Annotated in this window: 16 protein-coding genes; 4 read left to right on the top strand and 12 right to left on the bottom strand. The window is 76.3% G+C overall.

Annotated elements, in window-relative coordinates; genetic code table 11:
* Positions 1–73: 73 nt before the first annotated feature.
* From AKI01S_RS13915 to AKI01S_RS13905, 3 genes are all read right to left on the bottom strand, one after another.
* The gene (locus AKI01S_RS13915; protein WP_067816242.1) at positions 74–685 is read right to left on the bottom strand and encodes a helix-turn-helix domain-containing protein; all 612 of its coding nucleotides are present in this window, start codon (positions 683–685) and stop codon (positions 74–76) included.
* A gap of 55 nt (positions 686–740) precedes the next feature.
* Positions 741–1,349 (bottom strand): GNAT family N-acetyltransferase, encoded by a 609-nt coding sequence (locus AKI01S_RS13910; protein WP_067816318.1) that lies wholly within the window; start codon positions 1,347–1,349, stop codon positions 741–743.
* Between the two features lie 193 nt (positions 1,350–1,542).
* Positions 1,543–2,124, bottom strand: a complete 582-nt coding sequence (locus AKI01S_RS13905; RefSeq protein ID WP_067816239.1) for a hypothetical protein — start codon at positions 2,122–2,124, stop codon at positions 1,543–1,545.
* Between the two features lie 118 nt (positions 2,125–2,242).
* On the opposite strand from AKI01S_RS13905, the gene AKI01S_RS13900 reads away from it, so the two are divergent.
* Positions 2,243–3,073 carry an NAD(P)H-binding protein gene (locus AKI01S_RS13900; RefSeq protein ID WP_067816237.1) on the top strand — a complete coding sequence of 277 codons (831 nt, stop codon included), beginning with the start codon at positions 2,243–2,245 and terminating at the stop codon, positions 3,071–3,073.
* 68 nt (positions 3,074–3,141) lie between these two features.
* Positions 3,142–4,722, top strand: a complete 1,581-nt coding sequence (locus AKI01S_RS13895) for an AMP-binding protein (RefSeq protein WP_067816233.1) — start codon at positions 3,142–3,144, stop codon at positions 4,720–4,722.
* 36 nt (positions 4,723–4,758) lie between these two features.
* On the opposite strand, the gene AKI01S_RS13890 is transcribed toward AKI01S_RS13895, so the two are convergent.
* Positions 4,759–5,271 carry a hypothetical protein gene (locus AKI01S_RS13890; RefSeq protein WP_067816315.1) on the bottom strand — a complete coding sequence of 171 codons (513 nt, stop codon included), beginning with the start codon at positions 5,269–5,271 and terminating at the stop codon, positions 4,759–4,761.
* 118 nt (positions 5,272–5,389) lie between these two features.
* Between AKI01S_RS13890 and AKI01S_RS13885 the strand changes: the two genes are divergently transcribed.
* Positions 5,390–5,791 (top strand): hypothetical protein, encoded by a 402-nt coding sequence (locus AKI01S_RS13885; RefSeq protein WP_067816230.1) that lies wholly within the window; start codon positions 5,390–5,392, stop codon positions 5,789–5,791.
* Positions 5,792–5,834: 43 nt separating this feature from the next.
* Complete coding sequence (mgrA, locus tag AKI01S_RS13880; protein ID WP_067816227.1) at positions 5,835–6,860, top strand: L-glyceraldehyde 3-phosphate reductase; 1,026 nt, start codon at positions 5,835–5,837, stop codon at positions 6,858–6,860.
* A gap of 84 nt (positions 6,861–6,944) precedes the next feature.
* Here the strand turns inward: mgrA and AKI01S_RS13875 are convergent, their stop codons facing one another.
* From AKI01S_RS13875 to AKI01S_RS13840, 8 genes are all read right to left on the bottom strand, one after another.
* Entirely contained in the window at positions 6,945–7,949 is a 1,005-nt protein-coding gene (locus tag AKI01S_RS13875; RefSeq protein ID WP_067816224.1) for a UDP-glucuronic acid decarboxylase family protein, read from the bottom strand.
* Positions 7,950–7,981: 32 nt separating this feature from the next.
* Entirely contained in the window at positions 7,982–8,935 is a 954-nt protein-coding gene (locus AKI01S_RS13870) for a glycosyltransferase family 9 protein (protein ID WP_067816221.1), read from the bottom strand.
* Complete coding sequence (rfaE2, locus tag AKI01S_RS13865) at positions 8,932–10,359, bottom strand: D-glycero-beta-D-manno-heptose 1-phosphate adenylyltransferase (RefSeq protein WP_067816219.1); 1,428 nt, start codon at positions 10,357–10,359, stop codon at positions 8,932–8,934. The genes AKI01S_RS13870 and rfaE2 overlap by 4 nt, the downstream gene beginning before the upstream one ends.
* Positions 10,356–10,967, bottom strand: a complete 612-nt coding sequence (locus AKI01S_RS13860) for a D-sedoheptulose-7-phosphate isomerase (RefSeq protein WP_083999530.1) — start codon at positions 10,965–10,967, stop codon at positions 10,356–10,358. Before AKI01S_RS13860 ends, rfaE2 begins: the two co-directional genes overlap by 4 nt.
* Entirely contained in the window at positions 10,964–12,181 is a 1,218-nt protein-coding gene (locus tag AKI01S_RS13855) for a glycosyltransferase (RefSeq protein ID WP_067816216.1), read from the bottom strand. The genes AKI01S_RS13860 and AKI01S_RS13855 overlap by 4 nt, the downstream gene beginning before the upstream one ends.
* Entirely contained in the window at positions 12,178–13,173 is a 996-nt protein-coding gene (locus AKI01S_RS13850; protein WP_067816214.1) for a glycosyltransferase, read from the bottom strand. The genes AKI01S_RS13855 and AKI01S_RS13850 overlap by 4 nt, the downstream gene beginning before the upstream one ends.
* Entirely contained in the window at positions 13,170–14,159 is a 990-nt protein-coding gene (locus AKI01S_RS13845) for a glycosyltransferase family 9 protein (RefSeq protein WP_067816211.1), read from the bottom strand. Before AKI01S_RS13845 ends, AKI01S_RS13850 begins: the two co-directional genes overlap by 4 nt.
* Positions 14,156–15,538: HAD-IIIA family hydrolase (locus AKI01S_RS13840; RefSeq protein ID WP_067816208.1), on the bottom strand; the 1,383-nt coding region annotated here is incomplete at its 5' end. The genes AKI01S_RS13840 and AKI01S_RS13845, both read right to left, overlap by 4 nt.

Below are 15,538 nucleotides of genomic sequence, written 5' to 3'. Positions count from 1 at the left end.
CGTTCGGTAAACCGAACGCTTCGGAGGCTATGCCTCCCGGCCGACCAGTGTCAACGCCCCCGGGCGCACCGGGTCACTCTTTTTCCGGCAGGCAGGGCAACCGCGTGGGCGCCGAGTGAAGCCGCTGGTCAGCGCGGTACTGGAGGAGCAGCACCGAGCGGACGGGGCCGTCGAGGGCGGTGTAGGAGTGCGGCAGCAGCGCGTCGAACCCGACGTAGTCGCCGGGGCCGAGCTCGACCTCCCGTCCGTCGACCCGAACGCCGAGCCGCCCGGCCTGCACGATGGTGTGCTCGGTGCCGACGTGGCCGAGCGAGTCCTGCCGCGAGTCGGCCCTGACCTGCTGGTCGTACACCTCGAAGATCGCCTCACCGGACTCGATGCCGCGCAGCGGGCGCAGGTCCACGCCCTGGCCGCGCAGCACCTCGACGTCCGCGCCGCGCACCACGGTCAGGCCGGCGGCGCGCGGCGGGTCCAGCAGGTCGGAGATGGGGACGGCCAGCACCCGCGACAGGCTGAAGACCGTCTCGATGGTCGGGTTGCCCGACCCGGCCTCCAGCTGCGACAGCGTGGCCTTGCCGATGCCGGAGCGGCGGGCCAGCTCCGACAGCGACAGGTCCCGTTCGCCCCGGACGCGCCGGAGGTTGGTCGCCAGCGTCTCCCGCACCGACTCGCCTGGAGCGTTCACACCCGTCCCTTTCCCTCACCCGTTCGCTTTACCGAACGAGTATAGGCGCGGGCCCTCAGCCGGCCCGCCGCAGCATTCCCCAGCTCCGCGGGCCGCCGTCGGGCAGGTCGGTCTCGGCGGTCACCGCGAAGCCGAAGCGGCGGTAGAAGCGGACGTTGCGCTCGTCGGAGGTCTCCAGGTAGACGTCGTGGCCGTCGCGGTCGGCGGCCTCCAGCCCGGGCAGCAGCACCGCGGCCCCGAGCCCGGCGCCCCGCCGGTCGCGGCGCACCCCGATCGAGGCCAGGAACCAGCACGGCCCGGCGGGCCGGTGCGGGCCCATGGCCTCCTCGAACGCCATGCCCCGCGCGACCCGGTCGCCGTACAGCTCCAGCACCTCGGGGGCGGTGAACAGCTCGGCGGGGACTTCGCTGTCCGGCCGCGTCCACAGCGACACGGCCTCCGGCACCCCCTCCCCCGCCACCCAGCCGCTGCCGTAGGGCAGCGCGACCCGTTCGGCGAAGTACAGCTGCAACGCGCGCAGCCGCCGCTCGTGGTCGTCGGCGGGGATGACCCAGCGGGTGTAGGCGTAGTCGGCGAAGGCGTCGGCCAGGACGTCGGCGATCCCGTCCAGGTCGCCGGGCGTGGCGGTACGGACGGCAGCGGCCCCGATGTTCTCGTCACTCATCATGATCATGCTATTCGCCCACCCCTCCGCGGGGTCACGCCGGGACGGCGACGTGCCGGTCCAGATGGCCGGCGACCGTAGCGACGAACAGGCCGGGCTCCCCGAAGGGCAGCCCGCGCCCGCCTGGCAGGTCCACCGGTTCGGCGCGCGGGACCAGGCGGGCCGTCCCGTCCGAGGGCGGACGGCCGGTCGCTCAGCGGGACCGCAGCGCGTCCAGGGCCTCGCGGATCGCGCTCGCCCCGCCGGGCCAGCGGGCGTCCCGGGCGGCGCGGTCCAGGTCGTAGGCGTCCAGCAGGGCGTGGTCCAGAGGGGCGACCGGCTCGGTGACGCCCTCGCCGTCCAGGTACCTGCGGCGCGGGACGCCGACGAACCCGACCTCCCACAGGACGCCCGCGCAGTCCCGGGCGAACGAGCCGCCCCGCTCGAACAGCATGATCAACGGTTCGTAGGGGTCGGGCAGGTCCGGCAGCGCCGCGCCCTCGTCCCGGACGGCCGCCATGGCCAGGGCCCATCGCGCCGACCGGCGGTCGTCGTGGCTCGCGTACGCGTTCGCCAGCGTCTCGTCGACCCGCCGGACGAGGGCGGCGTCGGCCTCGATCCCGGGCGCGACCTCGCCGGGGATGTCGAAGACCGTGGCCCGCAGCCCCAGGTGGCGCGCCCACAACGCGCCGATGCGCATGTGCTCCCGGAACAGCAGGGGCCACGACGGCAGCGGTTCGCCGCCCCACCGGGCGGCCTCCAGCCGTTCGGTGAGCGTTCTCGCCCGGTCGCCCATCCGCCTCCCGCCCCTTTCTCCGGTGACCGCGACAACGGTAGCTCTCTCTTGTGGAATGAAGCGTTCCGTTCTGCTACTATGGGAACAGAACGTTCCGCTCTGGAAAAGGAGTTACGGTATGACCTTCCTGGTGACGGGTGCGACGGGCATGGTCGGTCGGCACGTGGTGGCGGAACTGCTGCGGCTCGGACGGGACGTGCGCGCGCTCAGCCGCACCCCCGAGAAGGCGGACCTGCCCGCGGGCGTCGAGGTCGTCGGCGGCGACCTGGCCGACACCGGGTCCCTGGAGGCCGCGTTCGACGGCGTCACGGGGGTCCACCTGATCAACTTCGCGGGCGACGGGTACGGGGCCCTCGACAACGGCCCGGAGCTGGTGGACCTGATGGTCCGCAAGGGCGTGCGGCGGGTGACCCTGCTCGGCGGGCGCGACGAGGGAGCGCTGGAGAAGGCCCTGACCGCGAGCGACCTGGAGTGGACGATGCTCGTCCCGGTCGAGTTCATGGGCAACACGCTGCTGTGGTGGGCCGAGAGCGTGCGGGCCGAGGGCGTGGTGCGCGAGCCGTTCGGCGGGCGGCTCAGCGCGATGGTCCACGAGGCCGACATCGGCGCGGTCGCCGCGACCGTGCTGGCCGAGGGCGGGTACGCGGGCCGGGAGCTGGTGCTGACCGGGCCCGAGGCGATCACGACGGCGGAGAAGGTGCGGATCCTGGCCGGGGCGGTCGGGCGCGACATCGCGTTCGTCGAGCTGACCGAGCAGGAGGCCCGGGAGAAGTGGGCGGCCGACGGGATGGCCGCCGAGCTGATCGAGTTCCTGGTGGACGCGCTCGGCAACACCCCCGAGATCGGCTACACGGTCGCGCCGACGGTGCCGGAGGTGCTGGGACGCCCGGCGCTGACGTTCGCGGAGTGGGCGGCCGGCAACGCCGACGCGTTCCGCCCGGCGGCCTGACCCGGACACCGGAGGAACAGCGCTACAACTCTTGTCTGTTTGTAGCGCTGTTCCCTACGATCCGGGGCATGGTCTCCCTTCCCCGGATCGTCGCCGAGCTGAACGGCCTGCGCGCCGCGCTGCGCGCCGGAATGCTCGGGCCGACGTCCCCGACGGCGCTGGCCGCGACGCTGCGGGCGCTGCGCGGGTACGGCCCGCTGGGCGCGGCGACGACGCTGCCCGCCTGCCGCTTCCCGCACCGGACCGGGCTGGTCGACGAGCGCGGCGCGCTGACGTTCGGTGAGCTGGAGCGGCGCTGCAACGCCCTCGCCAACGCCTGGCGGGCGCGCGGGATCGGCGTCGGCTCCACGGTCGGGGTGCTGTGCCGCAACCACCGGGGCCTGCTGGAGGCGATGTCGGCCGGGGCCAAGACCGGCGCGTCGGTGCTGTTCCTCAACACCGACTTCGCCGCCCCGCAACTGCGCGACGCGGTGGAACGCGAGGGCGTGACCGCGCTGGTGTACGACGAGGAGTTCGCCGCCGTCGCCGAGGGGCTGGAGCTACGCGACGGCGCGTTCACGGCCTGGCGCGACGCGGGGGACGGCGACCTGGACGCGCTCATCGCCGAGGGGGACCCCGCTCCCCCGCCCGCGCCGTCGCGGCAGGGCGCGATGGTCATCCTGACCAGCGGGACGTCCGGGCGGCCCAGGGGCGCGCCGCGCCACCAGGGGCCCTCGGTGGCGCTGCCCGGCGGGATCCTGTCGAAGGTCCCGCTGCGCGGCGGGGAGGCGGTGTTCGTGGGGCCGCCGATGTTCCACGGGCTCGGGCTGACGATGGCGCTGCTGGCGCTCGGCGTCGGCTCCACGCTGGTGCTGCGCCGCCGGTTCGACGCCGCCGCCGTCCTCGACGACCTGGTGGGACACCGCTGCACGGCGTTCGTCGCGGTCCCGGTGATGCTGAGACGGCTGCTGGACCTGCCCGGGACGGCGGCGGCCGACCTGTCGGGGCTGCGGGTGGTGCTGACCGGCGGCGCGCCGCTGGAGGCCCCGCTCGCGCGGCGGGCGCTGGCGGCGCTGGGGCCGAGGCTCTACAACTTCTACGGCTCCACCGAGGCGTCCTGCGTCACGATCGCCACGCCCGCCGACCTGGCCGCAGCGCCCGGCTGCGTGGGCCGCCCGCCGGCCGGCACGGTCGTGGCGGTCCTGGACGGGCACGGGCGGCGCGTCCCGGCGGGCATCACCGGCCGGATCTTCGTGGACTCCCCGGCGCGGTTCGGCGGCTACACCGGCGGGGGCGGCCGGACCGAGGTGGGACGGCTGATGGAGGTCGGCGACCTCGGGCACCTGGACGCGGCGGGACGGCTGTTCGTGGACGGCCGCGCCGACGACATGATCGTCTCCGGGGGCGAGAACGTGTACCCCGGCGAGGTCGAGGAGCTGCTGTCGGCACACCCGGCCGTCCGGGAGGCGGCGGTCGTCGGGGTGCCGGACGAGGAGTTCGGGACGCGGCTGCGGGCGTTCGTGGTCGGCGACCTGACCGCCGACGAGGTGCGCGCGCACGTGGCCGCGCGCCTCGCCCGCTACAAGGTGCCGCGCGACGTGGTGTTCCTGGACGAGCTGCCCCGCAACCCGACCGGCAAGCTCCTCAGACGGGAGCTGCCCCGCGACTGACCGCGCCCCGGCCCCGACGCCCGGCGGCCCGGGCGGTCACACCTCGACCGAGCACCAGGAGTACAGGTGGTCGCCGTCGTCGCGGGCCCGGCGCGCCAGCCCCACCAGCTGCGCCAGCAGCGCCGCCAGGGCCTCGGGGTCGGCGTCGTCGGTGAGCTCGTCGGTCCGCTCGATCCGCGCCCACCGCCCGGCGAGGGCGGGCAGCTCGGCGTCCGGCACGGCGGCCAGGTCGTCGCGCAGCCCGTCGTCCAGCTCCTCCACCGTGACGCCGCTGTTCCACGGCGAGTCCTCCGCCAGGTCCCCGGCGTCGGCGGCGTCGGGCTCGGACTCGGGCCACACCAGGTCGACGCGCACCAGGTCCGAGTCCCACGGCACCTCGCGGACCAGCGCCACCAGCTGCCCCAGCATGACCGTCGAGTCGATCCCCTCGGCGCGCAGCGCGTCGGCGGTGGTGGCGCTCGGGGCCGAGGGCGGGTCGCCGTCCGGGCCGAGCAGCACCAGGGCCGCGCCGCGGTCGGCCGCGCGGAAGTATTCGAACAGCACGCCCATCATGTCTCCTCGCTCCGTCTTCCCGGGGCCTACCCGCGAGGTAATCGTTTCCCCGATCCTCCTCCCCCTAGCGTCGGAGATGTCAGCGACACGCGGACCTCCCGGAAGGGGAACCCCGATGACCACCGTTTCGTCCGTTACCGCCGCCCGCCCCATGCTCCGCCTGGCGCTCCGGCTGGACGCCGTCGTCACCGGCGTGAACGGCCTGGTCTACCTGGCCCTGGCCGGTCCCGTGGCCGACCTGCTCGGGCTGCCCGCCGGGCCGGGCCGCGCGATCGGCGCGTTCCTGCTGGTGTACGCGGCCGCCGTGTGGGCGGTCTCGATGCCCGGCCGCCCCCGCCGCGTCGCGGTGCGGGCGGTGGTCGAGGCCAACCTGCTGTGGACCGTCCTGAGCGTGGTCGCCGTGGTCACCGGCTGGCTGTCGTTGAACACCCTGGGCTCGGTGTGGGCGGTCATGCAGGCCGTCGTGGTCGCCGGGTTCGCCGCGCTCCAGTGGACGGCGCTGCGCCGCGACCGCTGAGGCGGCGCGGGACGCCGGACGGCCCGCTGCGACAATCACGGTCATGACCTACGCAGCGGCAGCCGACCGCTATGACCGAATCCAGTACCGCCGGTGCGGGCGCAGCGGGCTGAAACTGCCCGCCGTGTCCCTGGGGCTGTGGCACAACTTCGGCGACGACCGCCCGCTGGACACCCAGCGGGCGATCCTGCGCCGGGCGTTCGACCTCGGCATCACGCACTTCGACCTGGCCAACAACTACGGCCCGCCGTACGGCTCGGCGGAGAGGAACTTCGGCCGGATCCTCCGCGAGGACTTCGCCGCCTACCGCGACGAGATGGTCATCTCAACGAAGGCGGGCTACGACATGTGGCCCGGCCCGTACGGCGAGTGGGGATCGCGCAAGTACCTGCTGGCCAGCCTCGACCAGTCGCTGAAGCGGATGGGCGTGGAGTACGTCGACATCTTCTACAGCCACCGTTTCGACCCCGAGACGCCGCTGGAGGAGACGATGGGCGCGCTGGACCGGGCGGTCCGGTCCGGCAAGGCCCTGTACGCCGGGATCTCCTCCTACTCCCCCGAACGCACCGCCGAGGCCGCCGCGATCCTGCGGGAGATGGGCACGCCGCTGCTGATCCACCAGCCGTCGTACTCGATGCTGAACCGCTGGATCGAGGGCGGCCTGCTGGACACCCTGGAACGGGAGGGGGTGGGCTGCATCGCGTTCTCCCCGCTCGCCCAGGGCATGCTCACCGACAGGTACCTCGACGGGATACCGGAGGGGTCGCGCGCCAGCCAGGGCAAGTCGCTGTCCCCGGACCTGCTCACCGAGGAGACCCTGCGGCACGTCCGGGCGCTGAACGAGATCGCCGCCCGGCGCGGCCAGTCCCTCGCCCAGCTGGCGCTGGCCTGGGCGCTGCGCGACCGCCGGGTCACCTCGGTGCTGATCGGGGCCAGCAGCGTCGCCCAGCTGGAGGCGAACGTGGCGAGCCTGGACCGCCTGGAGTTCACCGCCGAGGAGCTGGACGCGATCGACAAGGACGCGGTGGAAGCCGGGATCAACATCTGGTCGGCCTCCAGCGCGCACTGACCCCCGGAGCGCACGGGCACGGACGACGCCCGGCGGGACCTGGCCACCGTTGCCGGGGGGGCGCCGCCGGGCCGGTCGCCGTGCTCAGGCGCTCCGCGGGACGCCCAGTTCCCTGACGAACCACTCGATCGTGGCGCGCAGCCCCTGCTCCACCGAGACCCGCGGCTCCCAGCCGAGGACCCGGCGGGCGAGGGTGGTGTCGGGGCGGCGCACCGCCGGGTCGTCGACGGGGCGTTCGATGAACCGGATCCGCGACCGCGACCCGGTCATCTCGATGATCAGCCGGGCGAGGTCCAGCATCGAGGTCTCGAACGGGCTGCCGATGTTCATCGGCCCCGGGTGGTCGGACGCCGCCAGGTCCAGCACGCCCCGCACCGTGTCGTCGACGTAGCAGATGGAACGGGTCTGGGAGCCGTCGCCGGTCACGGTGAGCGGCGCGCCGGTGAGGGCCTGCCCGAGGAACGTGGGGACGGCGCGGCCGTCGTCGGGCCGCATCCGGGGGCCGTAGGTGTTGAAGATCCGCACGATGGCGGTGTCCAGCCCGCGCGCGTGCCGGAACGCCGAGGTCAGCGCCTCCCCGAACCGCTTGGCCTCGTCGTAGACGCTGCGCGGGCCGACCGGGTTGACGTTGCCCCAGTAGCTCTCCTTCTGGGGATGCTCCAGGGGGTCGCCGTAGACCTCGGAGGTGGAGGCGAGCACGAACCGCGCGCCCTTGCGCTCGGCCAGCTCCAGGGCGTTGCGGGTGCCCTGGCTGCCGACCTCCAGCGTCTGGATCGGCAGCCGCAGGTAGTCGGCGGGCGAGGCCGCCGAGGCGAAGTGGTACACCTCCGTCACCGGCCCGGGCACGTCCACCGGCCGGGTGAGGTCGCAGTGCGCGAACCGGAACCCCGGCCGCGCGCGCAGGTGCGCGATGTTGCGGGCCGTGCCGGTCAGCAGGTTGTCCAGGCACACGACCGCGGCCCCCCGGTCGAGCAGCGTCTCGCACAGGTGGGAGCCGAGGAAGCCGGCCCCGCCGGTCACCACGGCACGCCGCCCGGCCGGACCCGCCGCCGTGTCCCCCGCTGTTTCCCCCGCCGTGTCCCCCGTCATGTCGGCCGTCGTCTCGTCTGTCGTCTCACCTGTCATGTCGCCTCCAGAGAGTTGTGGTGGAGGGCGAGCGTCCGCCGTGCCGTGTCCGTGACGACGGCCGCCGGGATCGCCAGCAGCCCGGGGTCGGGGACGCGGCCGTGCGGGTCGCCCCTGCGGCCCGCCCACAGCACCCGGTGCCGGGTCCGCCCCGGCGGCGGCCCCCACCAGGCGGGCGGGGTCGGGCCGAACAGCAGCACCGACGGGGTGCGGTAGGCGGTGGCCAGATGCCCCGTGCCGGTGTCCCCACACACCACCAGGCGCGCCTCGCGGATCAGCGCGGCCAGCTCCAGCGGGCCGGTCCGGCCGGACAGGTCGGCGTCGGGGTCCAGCCCGGCGCCCTCGACGACGCGCCGCGCCAGGGCGGTCTCGTCGGGCCCGCCGGTCACCACCACGCGGTGCCCGTCGTCGCGCAGGGCGGCGGCGACGGCCGCGAAGCGCTCGGGAGGCCACCGGCGGGACGGGAACGCCGCACCCGGATGCACCACCACCGCGCCGGGCGCGGGCGACGCGCACGGCGGCGCGGGCAGGTCCAGGTCGCCGGGGTCGGCGGGGAACCCGTACCACGACACCAGGCGGCACCAGCGGCGCACCTCGCGCTCCTCGGGGTCCCACGGCGGCCCGTCGATGTCGGGCGAGTCGGGATGGGCGAACGCCAGCAGCCGCCGGGGCCGCGACGGCCGCAGCAGGTCGTGGCTGGCCGGGTCGCAGCCGTGCAGGTCCACGGCGACGTCGACGCCGTCGACCGGCGGCAGCGGCGCCAGCTCGACGCTGTGCACCACCTCGTCCACCGCCCCCGACAGCAGGGCCAGGGGCTCCAGCGCGCGCGGGGCGGCCAGCGTGATCCGGTGGTCGGGCAGCCCGCGCCGCAGCGCCCGCAGCGCGGGGACGCCGGTGAGCAGGTCCCCGAGGCCGAGGGCCCGCAACACCAGGGCGCGTGGGACGCTCATCGCGCCCCTCCGGCCGGCGAGCCGTTCGAGGGCGACCGCGCCGACGACAGCAGGCGGGTGGTGGAGCGGCCCTCCAGCAGGGGCAGCAGCACCACCTCGCCGCCGTAGGAGCGCACGACGCCGGCCTCGGGCAGCGGTGACCCGGCGTAGTCGGCGCCCTTGACCCAGATGTCGGGCCGCAGGCGCTCCAGCAGCGGGGCCGGGGTGTCGTCGTCGAAGACGACGGCGGCGTCCACGTCGGCCAGCGCCCGCAGCACGCGCACCCGGTCCCCGGCGGTGGTGACCGGCCGGTCGGGCCCCTTGCGGCGGCGCACCGAGGCGTCGGAGTTGACGCACACGACCAGGCAGTCGCCGAGCCGCCGGGCCTGCTGGAGCAGGCTCACGTGCCCGGCGTGCAGCAGGTCGAAGCAGCCGCCGGTCGCCACCACCGTGCCGCCAGCGCGCCGGGTCCGCTCGGCCACCTCGAACGCGTCGGCCTCCCGCGGCGCCGGCGTCCGGGGCGAGCCGGTCTCGGCCAGCCGCGCGGCCAGCTCCGACGCGCCGCCCGCGCCGACGAACCGGGACGCATCGCGCACCCCCTCGCCGACGGCGTCGGTGAGGGCGCCGCCGTCGGCCAGCGCCAGCGCGGCCCCGGCGGCGAAGCTGTCGCCCGCGCCGCAGGTGTCGCCCTCGGCGGGCTCGGCGGGCACCAGGAACGGGGTGCGCGCGCCGTCGTGCAGCAGCGCCCCCCTCGCGCCGAGCGTCACCGCGACGCCCGCCGCGTTCCAGGTCCCGGCCAGGAACCGGGCGCGGCGCGCGGCGGCCGACAGGCCCGTGCCGCCGCCGTCGCCGCCCAGCGCGGCGGCCAGCAGCGCCGCCTCGTCCTCGTTGGGCGTCACCAGCCGGACGCCCGGGACGGGCGGCTCGCCGCGCGGATGCGGGTCCCACACCACCGGCGTGCGGCCGGTCAGGCGCTCCAGCAGGGAACGCACGGCCCGGTGCCGGGTCATGCCGCGCCCGTAGTCCGACACCAGCACCGTCCCGGCCTCGGCGAGGGCGTCGGAGACGGCCGGGCCGACCGGCCCGTCGGCGGCCTCGCCGTCGCCGACGTCCAGTCGGGCGACCGGGTGGCGGCCCGCGCGGACCCGCATCTTGCAGGGCGTGCCGCCGCCCAGCCGCAGCGCCACCATCTCCACGTGCGGGGCGAGCAGCGCCCGCAGGCGGTGGCCGGGGTCGTCGTCGGCCAGCGCGGTCACCAGCACCACGTCCCGGCCGGGCCGGTCGGCCGCCGCCAGCAGCGCCGCCAGGCCCGCGCCGCCGGGCCGGGGCCGCTCCACGGCCCGCCCGATGACCGGCACCGGCGCGTCCGGGCACAGCCGGGCGGCCTCCCCGACGATGTCCACGTCCAGCAGTGTGTCACCGATCACGACCAGGGGCCCGCTCACCGCTTCCCCCCCAGCGTCCGGTCGACGACCGCGCACAGCAGGTGCACCGCCGCCAGGTGGATCTCCTGGACGGTGCAGGCGCGTTCCGCCTCCACGGTGATCGCGTCGTCGCACGCCTCGGCGAGGGGGTTGGGGCCCGGCCCGGTGATCGCCCAGGCGGTCGCGCCGAGCCGCCGGGCCTGCCGCGCGGCGGCCAGCACGTTGGGGCTGCGCCCGCTGGTGGACAGGCAGACCAGCACGTCGCCGCGGCGCGCGTGCGCCCGGACCTGCCGGGCGAACACCTGCTCGGCGCCGTAGTCGTTGCCGATGGCGGTGACCGCCGAGGCGTCGCCGTGCAGGGGGATCGCCGACAGCGGGCGCCGGTCGTCCTCGAAGCGGCCGGTGAGCTCGGCGGTCAGGTGCTGGGCCTCGGCGGCGCTGCCGCCGTTGCCGCAGGCCAGCAGCCGCCCGCCGGAGTCCAGCACCCGGGCCAGCCGCACCCCCCACCGGTTGAGCACCGGGGTCCAGGCGCGGAACCGCAGCGCGGCCCGCGCCAGCTCCGCCAGGCGCTCGTCCTCGGCGGTGGACGCGTGCCGCAGCGAGACACGCTGCTGTGACGTGGCGGTCATGCCCGCACCTCCCTTCGCCGGCCGGCCCTGTCGTAGACGTCGGCGGTGGCGCGGGCGACGCGCTCCCAGGAGTGGTCGAGCCGCGCCCGCAGCAGCGCGGCCGCGCCCATCCGCGCGCGGCGGTCGCCGTCGGCCAGCAGGTCCCCGATCGCCCGCGCGGCCCCGGCCGGATCGCGGGGCGGGACCAGCAGCCCGGTGCGGCCGTCGGCGACGGTGTCGAGGTGGCCGCCCACGGCGGTGGCGACGACCGGGACGCCGCAGGCCATCGCCTCCAGCGGCACCATCCCGAACGGCTCGTACCAGGGCAGCGTGACGACCAGGTCGGCCGAGCGCAGCAGCGCCGGGACCTCGTCGCGGCCGCGCCGCCCGGTGAACGTCACGCGCCCGGCGACCCCGGTCCCGGCGGCGACGTCCCGCAGCCGGCGCACCTCGGGGTCGGCGTCCAGGGCGTCGGCGGGCGGGCCACCGGCGACGACCAGCTCGGTGTCCGGCAGGTGGGCCAGCGCCCGGATCGCGGTGTCGACGCCCTTGCGCTCCACCAGCCGCGACAGCGCGACCAGCCGGTGCCGGGCGGCGCGCGGCTCGGCGGGGCCGTCCGGGCGGAACCGCCCCAGGTCCACCCCGCAGGGCACGACCGCGACGTGGTCGGTCGGCACCCCCATGTCGGCGAGTTCGCGGGCCTCGTCGGAGCAGGTCGCGATGATCGCGTCGACCGCCCTCCCGATCCGGCGCTCCCAGTCGACCCGGTCGGGCGGGCTGGTGTCGCGGTCCCCCTGGTGGCGGCGCTTGACGGTGCCGAGCGCGTGGTAGGTCTGCACGACCGGCACGCTCGGGCCGGGCAGCCGCCCGGTCGCCCAGAGGGCGGCCATGCCGCTCATCCAGAAGTGCGCGTGGACGACGTCCGGCGGTTCCTGCGCCCAGCGGCGCTCCAGGTGACAGGCGAAGTCGGGCATCCAGCGCACCAGCTCGTCCTTGGGCACCTCGGCGGCCGGGCCGGCCGGGACGTGCTCGACCGTCACGCCGGGCGCGCACCGGACCCGTCCGGGCAGGCCGGGGTCGTCGCGGCGGGTGTGGACGGTCACGTGGTGGCCCTGGCGGCCCAGCTCGGCGGCCAGGTCGGCGACGAACACGTTCTGCCCGCCGCCGTCGGCGCCGCCCAGCCCGCCGCGCGCGGCGAGCGGGCTGGCGTGCTCGGAGATCATGGCCACTCTCATCGGATCACCTCGTTCAGCAGGCACTCCCAGTCCCGCAGGAAGCGGGCCAGGCCGTACCGCTGCGCGGCGACGGCCCGGCCCTCCTTGCCGAGCTGGCGGGCGCGTTCGGGGTCGTGGGCCAGCGCGCGGGCCGCGTCGGCGAGGGCGTCCACCCGGGTGGACAGCACCCCGGCCTCCGGCGGCACCGCCTCCACGGCCTCGGTGGTGGCCAGCGCCACCACCGGCAGGCCGAGCAGCATCGCCTCGATCAGGGACAGGCCCAGCGACGTCCAGCGGTAGGGGTGCAGGTAGACGCGGCGGCGGGCCAGCTCGGCGTGCATCCGGGCCTGGGGCAGGTCCTCGAACGTCCACAGCGACTCGGCGGGCAGGCCGAGCGCGCGGGGCGCGTCGGTGACGTTCATGCCGAACAGGTCCAGCGGGACCTGGCGGGCCAGCCGCGGCAGCAGGTCGGTGCCGGTGGTCCGGCCGCGGCGCAGCGGGTCGTTGATGACGATCCCGGCGCGCGGCATGTCGCCGACGAACCGGTAGCCCGGGTCGACGACGCCGTGCTCGATCACGGTGGCGGGGGCGCGTCCGGAGTTCCAGAACAGCTCGTTGAAGTGGGTGACGTGCACGAGCGGGACGTCGGAGCGGCCGTGCAGGAAGTGGCGGATGTCGGGGACGACCTCCTCGGGAAGGTCGGCGTCGGCGAAGCGGCGGTGCGGGGTGTCGTGCTCGACGTACACGGCCGGGACGTCGCGTCCGGGCCGCCGCCCCAGCCACTCCTCCACGAGGCGGAACTCGTGGGGACGTTGCAGCACCACGGCGTCCACGTGCTCGTCGCGCAGCCGGTCGTGCGGGACCTCCACGGCGCGGTCCGGCCAGGGGAACGTGCGGGCCCGGCCGAGTCCGTCGGGCCCCCGGTCGGGTGTGACCGGCACGACGCTGGTCCAGGGGCCGTGCACGAACGAGGTGGCCCAGGAACCGTGCACGTGCCACAGCAGCACTCTCATGCGGTGACCTCCTCCACGGCGGCGGCCACCCGGTCGGCGGTCACCGAGGACAGGCACGGGTGGCCCGGAACGGGGCAGACCCGCGCGCGGCTGTCTTTGCAGGGAGCGTTCTGGTCGCCCAGCAGCACGGTGCGGACCCCGTAGGGGGCCCAGCGCGCCGCCGGGACGGTCGGCGCGAACAGCGACACCACGGGGGCGCCGACGGCCGCGGCCAGGTGGGCGGGGCCGGTGTTGCCCGCGACGACGGCAGCGGCCCCGGCCAGCACCGCCGCCAGTTCCGGCAGGGTGGTGCGGCCGCCCAGGTCGACGCCGTCGACCCCGGCGACGTGGGCGGTCAGTTCCTTCTCCCGGCGGTCGCCGGTGACCACGACGCGGTGCCCGGCGGCGGTGAGGGCCCGCACGGCCTCGGCGCAACGTTCCGGCGGCCAGGCCCGCGCGGGCACCGAGGTGCCGGGGTGGACGACGACGTAGCCGGCCGCGCCGGTGAGCGCGGTGACGTCGGGGAGGGGCCCGCGGACGCGCAGCCGCGTGTCGTGCGGGGTGGGGAACCCGGCGTCGGCGGCGAGCGCCAGCATCCGTTCGGGTTCGGGGACGTCGGCGTCGCAGCGGTGGCGCAGGTCCAGCAGCGAGCCGGGGTAGTCGTCGCTGATCCCCCCGATCCACGGTACCCCGGCCAGCCGCAGCAGCAGCGCCAGCGGCAGCGGCGACTGGTGGAACGAGGTGAAGATCAGCGCGCGGTCGGCGTCGCGCACCAGGTCCACCAGGCGTTCGGCCTCGGCCCGCTCGACGGGGCCGGGCTCGGGGTCGATCCACGGGGCGCACCACTCCACGACGCGGTCCACGCCGGGCAGCAGGTCGGCGGCGGCCCGGCCGCGCGGTCCGCACAGCATCACGACCTCGTCGGCGCGGGCGGCGACCGCGCGGACCGCCGGCCCCGACAGCAGCACGTCGCCGAGGTTGTCGAGCCGGACCACCAGGACCCTCATCGCGGCCTCCCCGGTCGCGCGCCGGACAGGACCAGGTCCACGGCGGCCGCCAGGTCGGGGGCGACCTCGCGGGCCGCGCCGACCTCCTCGGGGCGGGTGCGGACGGTCGGCACGAGGATGCCGCGCGCCCCGGCGGCCGCGGCGGCCTGCATGTCGCTGCCGATGTCCCCGACCACGACGCAGTCGGAGGGGTGCACGCCGAGCCGGGCGGCGGCGCGTTCGATCAGCCCGGGGTGGGGTTTGCGGCAGGCGCAGCCGTCGGCGTCGTCGTGCGGGCAGAACTCCCAGACGTCGACGGGGCCGAGGAGGCGTTCGACGCGGGCGTTGACGCGGCCGACGTCGGCGGCGGTGATACGGCCCTTGGCGACGCCGGACTGGTTGGACACGACGCCGACGCGGACGCCGTGGCGGCGCAGCCTGTCCAGGGCGGCACGCGCGCCGGGCACCGGCTCGACCCTGGCGGGGTCGCCGTTGTAGGGCACGTCATGGATCAGCGTGTCGTCACGGTCGAACAGCACCACCGGGCACGGGCTCCACGGCCCGGCGCCGCGGTGGGCGAGCTCGCCGCGGAGCCGGTGCGCCACGGCGACCGGAGGAATCACGACGCTGGTCACCAGCATCCGGGCGATCTCGTCGGGGGTGCGCGGGCCCGGCCGGATCCGCGCGGCGGCGAACTCGGCGGTCAGCGCCGCCCACACGGCGGCGGCCCCGAACGCGGCCGGTCGCCGGGCGGGCAGGGCGGCCAGCGCCAGCAGCCCGGCGGCGGTGGTCGCGACATGGCGGCCGAAGCGGCCGCGGTGCTCGCGGGCGCGGGTCCGCCAGTCGCGGCCGTGCAGGCGGGCCATCAGCGCGTCGTCGCGGTTGCCCGCCTGGGCGCGCACCGACGCCCAGAACCCGGCGGGCCGCACCGGGTGGACGGTCCGGCGCTCCCCCCGGACCAGGCGGCATCCGGCGTCCTGGACGCGCAGCGCCAGGTCGGCGTCCTCACGGAACGCGCGGGGGAAGCGCTCGTCGAACCCGCCGGTCGCGGTGAGCGCGTCGCGCCGGTAGGCCATGTCGGCGGTGATCCAGGCGGCCGACTCCAGCCCGGCGGTGTTGCGCTCCCAGTCGGTGGGGCGGCGGCCGGACGGCAGCGGCACGGTGACGCGCCCCTGGGAGCCGCCGACGTCGGCGGGCAGGCCCGCCAGGTCGGTGACCAGGTCGGCGGCCCATCCGTCCGAGGGCACCACGTCGTCGTCCAGGAACACCGTCCACTCGCCGGTCGCGGCGCGCCAGCCGACGTTGCGGGCAGCGGCGGGGCCGCGCCCGCCCGACCGCAGGACCCGCAGCCCGGGTCCCGCGGCGCCGGGCGGCGGTAGCGGCAGCGGCGGGCCGGGGGC

The sequence above is a fragment of the Actinomadura kijaniata NBRC 14229 genome, from assembly GCF_001552175.1.
Taxonomy (GTDB): Bacteria; Actinomycetota; Actinomycetes; order Streptosporangiales; family Streptosporangiaceae; genus Spirillospora; species Spirillospora kijaniata.
Note: the sequence above shows the minus strand (reverse complement) of the source record. Positions and strands in the feature narration are given on the sequence as shown.

Excerpts from the sequence above, each read along its gene's own strand:
- AKI01S_RS13850 (WP_067816214.1), bottom strand. The coding sequence starts at position 13,173 with ATGAGAGTGCTGCTGTGGCACGTGCACGGTTCCTGGGCCACCTCGTTC.
- AKI01S_RS13905 (WP_067816239.1), bottom strand. The coding sequence starts at position 2,124 with ATGGGCGACCGGGCGAGAACGCTCACCGAACGGCTGGAGGCCGCCCGG.
- AKI01S_RS13845 (WP_067816211.1), bottom strand. The coding sequence starts at position 14,159 with ATGAGGGTCCTGGTGGTCCGGCTCGACAACCTCGGCGACGTGCTGCTG.
- AKI01S_RS13890 (WP_067816315.1), bottom strand. The coding sequence starts at position 5,271 with ATGGGCGTGCTGTTCGAATACTTCCGCGCGGCCGACCGCGGCGCGGCC.
- AKI01S_RS13895 (WP_067816233.1), top strand. The coding sequence starts at position 3,142 with ATGGTCTCCCTTCCCCGGATCGTCGCCGAGCTGAACGGCCTGCGCGCC.
- AKI01S_RS13875 (WP_067816224.1), bottom strand. The coding sequence starts at position 7,949 with ATGACGGGGGACACGGCGGGGGAAACAGCGGGGGACACGGCGGCGGGT.
- AKI01S_RS13910 (WP_067816318.1), bottom strand. The coding sequence starts at position 1,349 with ATGAGTGACGAGAACATCGGGGCCGCTGCCGTCCGTACCGCCACGCCC.
- AKI01S_RS13885 (WP_067816230.1), top strand. The coding sequence starts at position 5,390 with ATGACCACCGTTTCGTCCGTTACCGCCGCCCGCCCCATGCTCCGCCTG.
- mgrA (WP_067816227.1), top strand. The coding sequence starts at position 5,835 with ATGACCTACGCAGCGGCAGCCGACCGCTATGACCGAATCCAGTACCGC.
- AKI01S_RS13870 (WP_067816221.1), bottom strand. The coding sequence starts at position 8,935 with ATGAGCGTCCCACGCGCCCTGGTGTTGCGGGCCCTCGGCCTCGGGGAC.
- AKI01S_RS13900 (WP_067816237.1), top strand. The coding sequence starts at position 2,243 with ATGACCTTCCTGGTGACGGGTGCGACGGGCATGGTCGGTCGGCACGTG.
- AKI01S_RS13860 (WP_083999530.1), bottom strand. The coding sequence starts at position 10,967 with ATGACCGCCACGTCACAGCAGCGTGTCTCGCTGCGGCACGCGTCCACC.
- AKI01S_RS13855 (WP_067816216.1), bottom strand. The coding sequence starts at position 12,181 with ATGAGAGTGGCCATGATCTCCGAGCACGCCAGCCCGCTCGCCGCGCGC.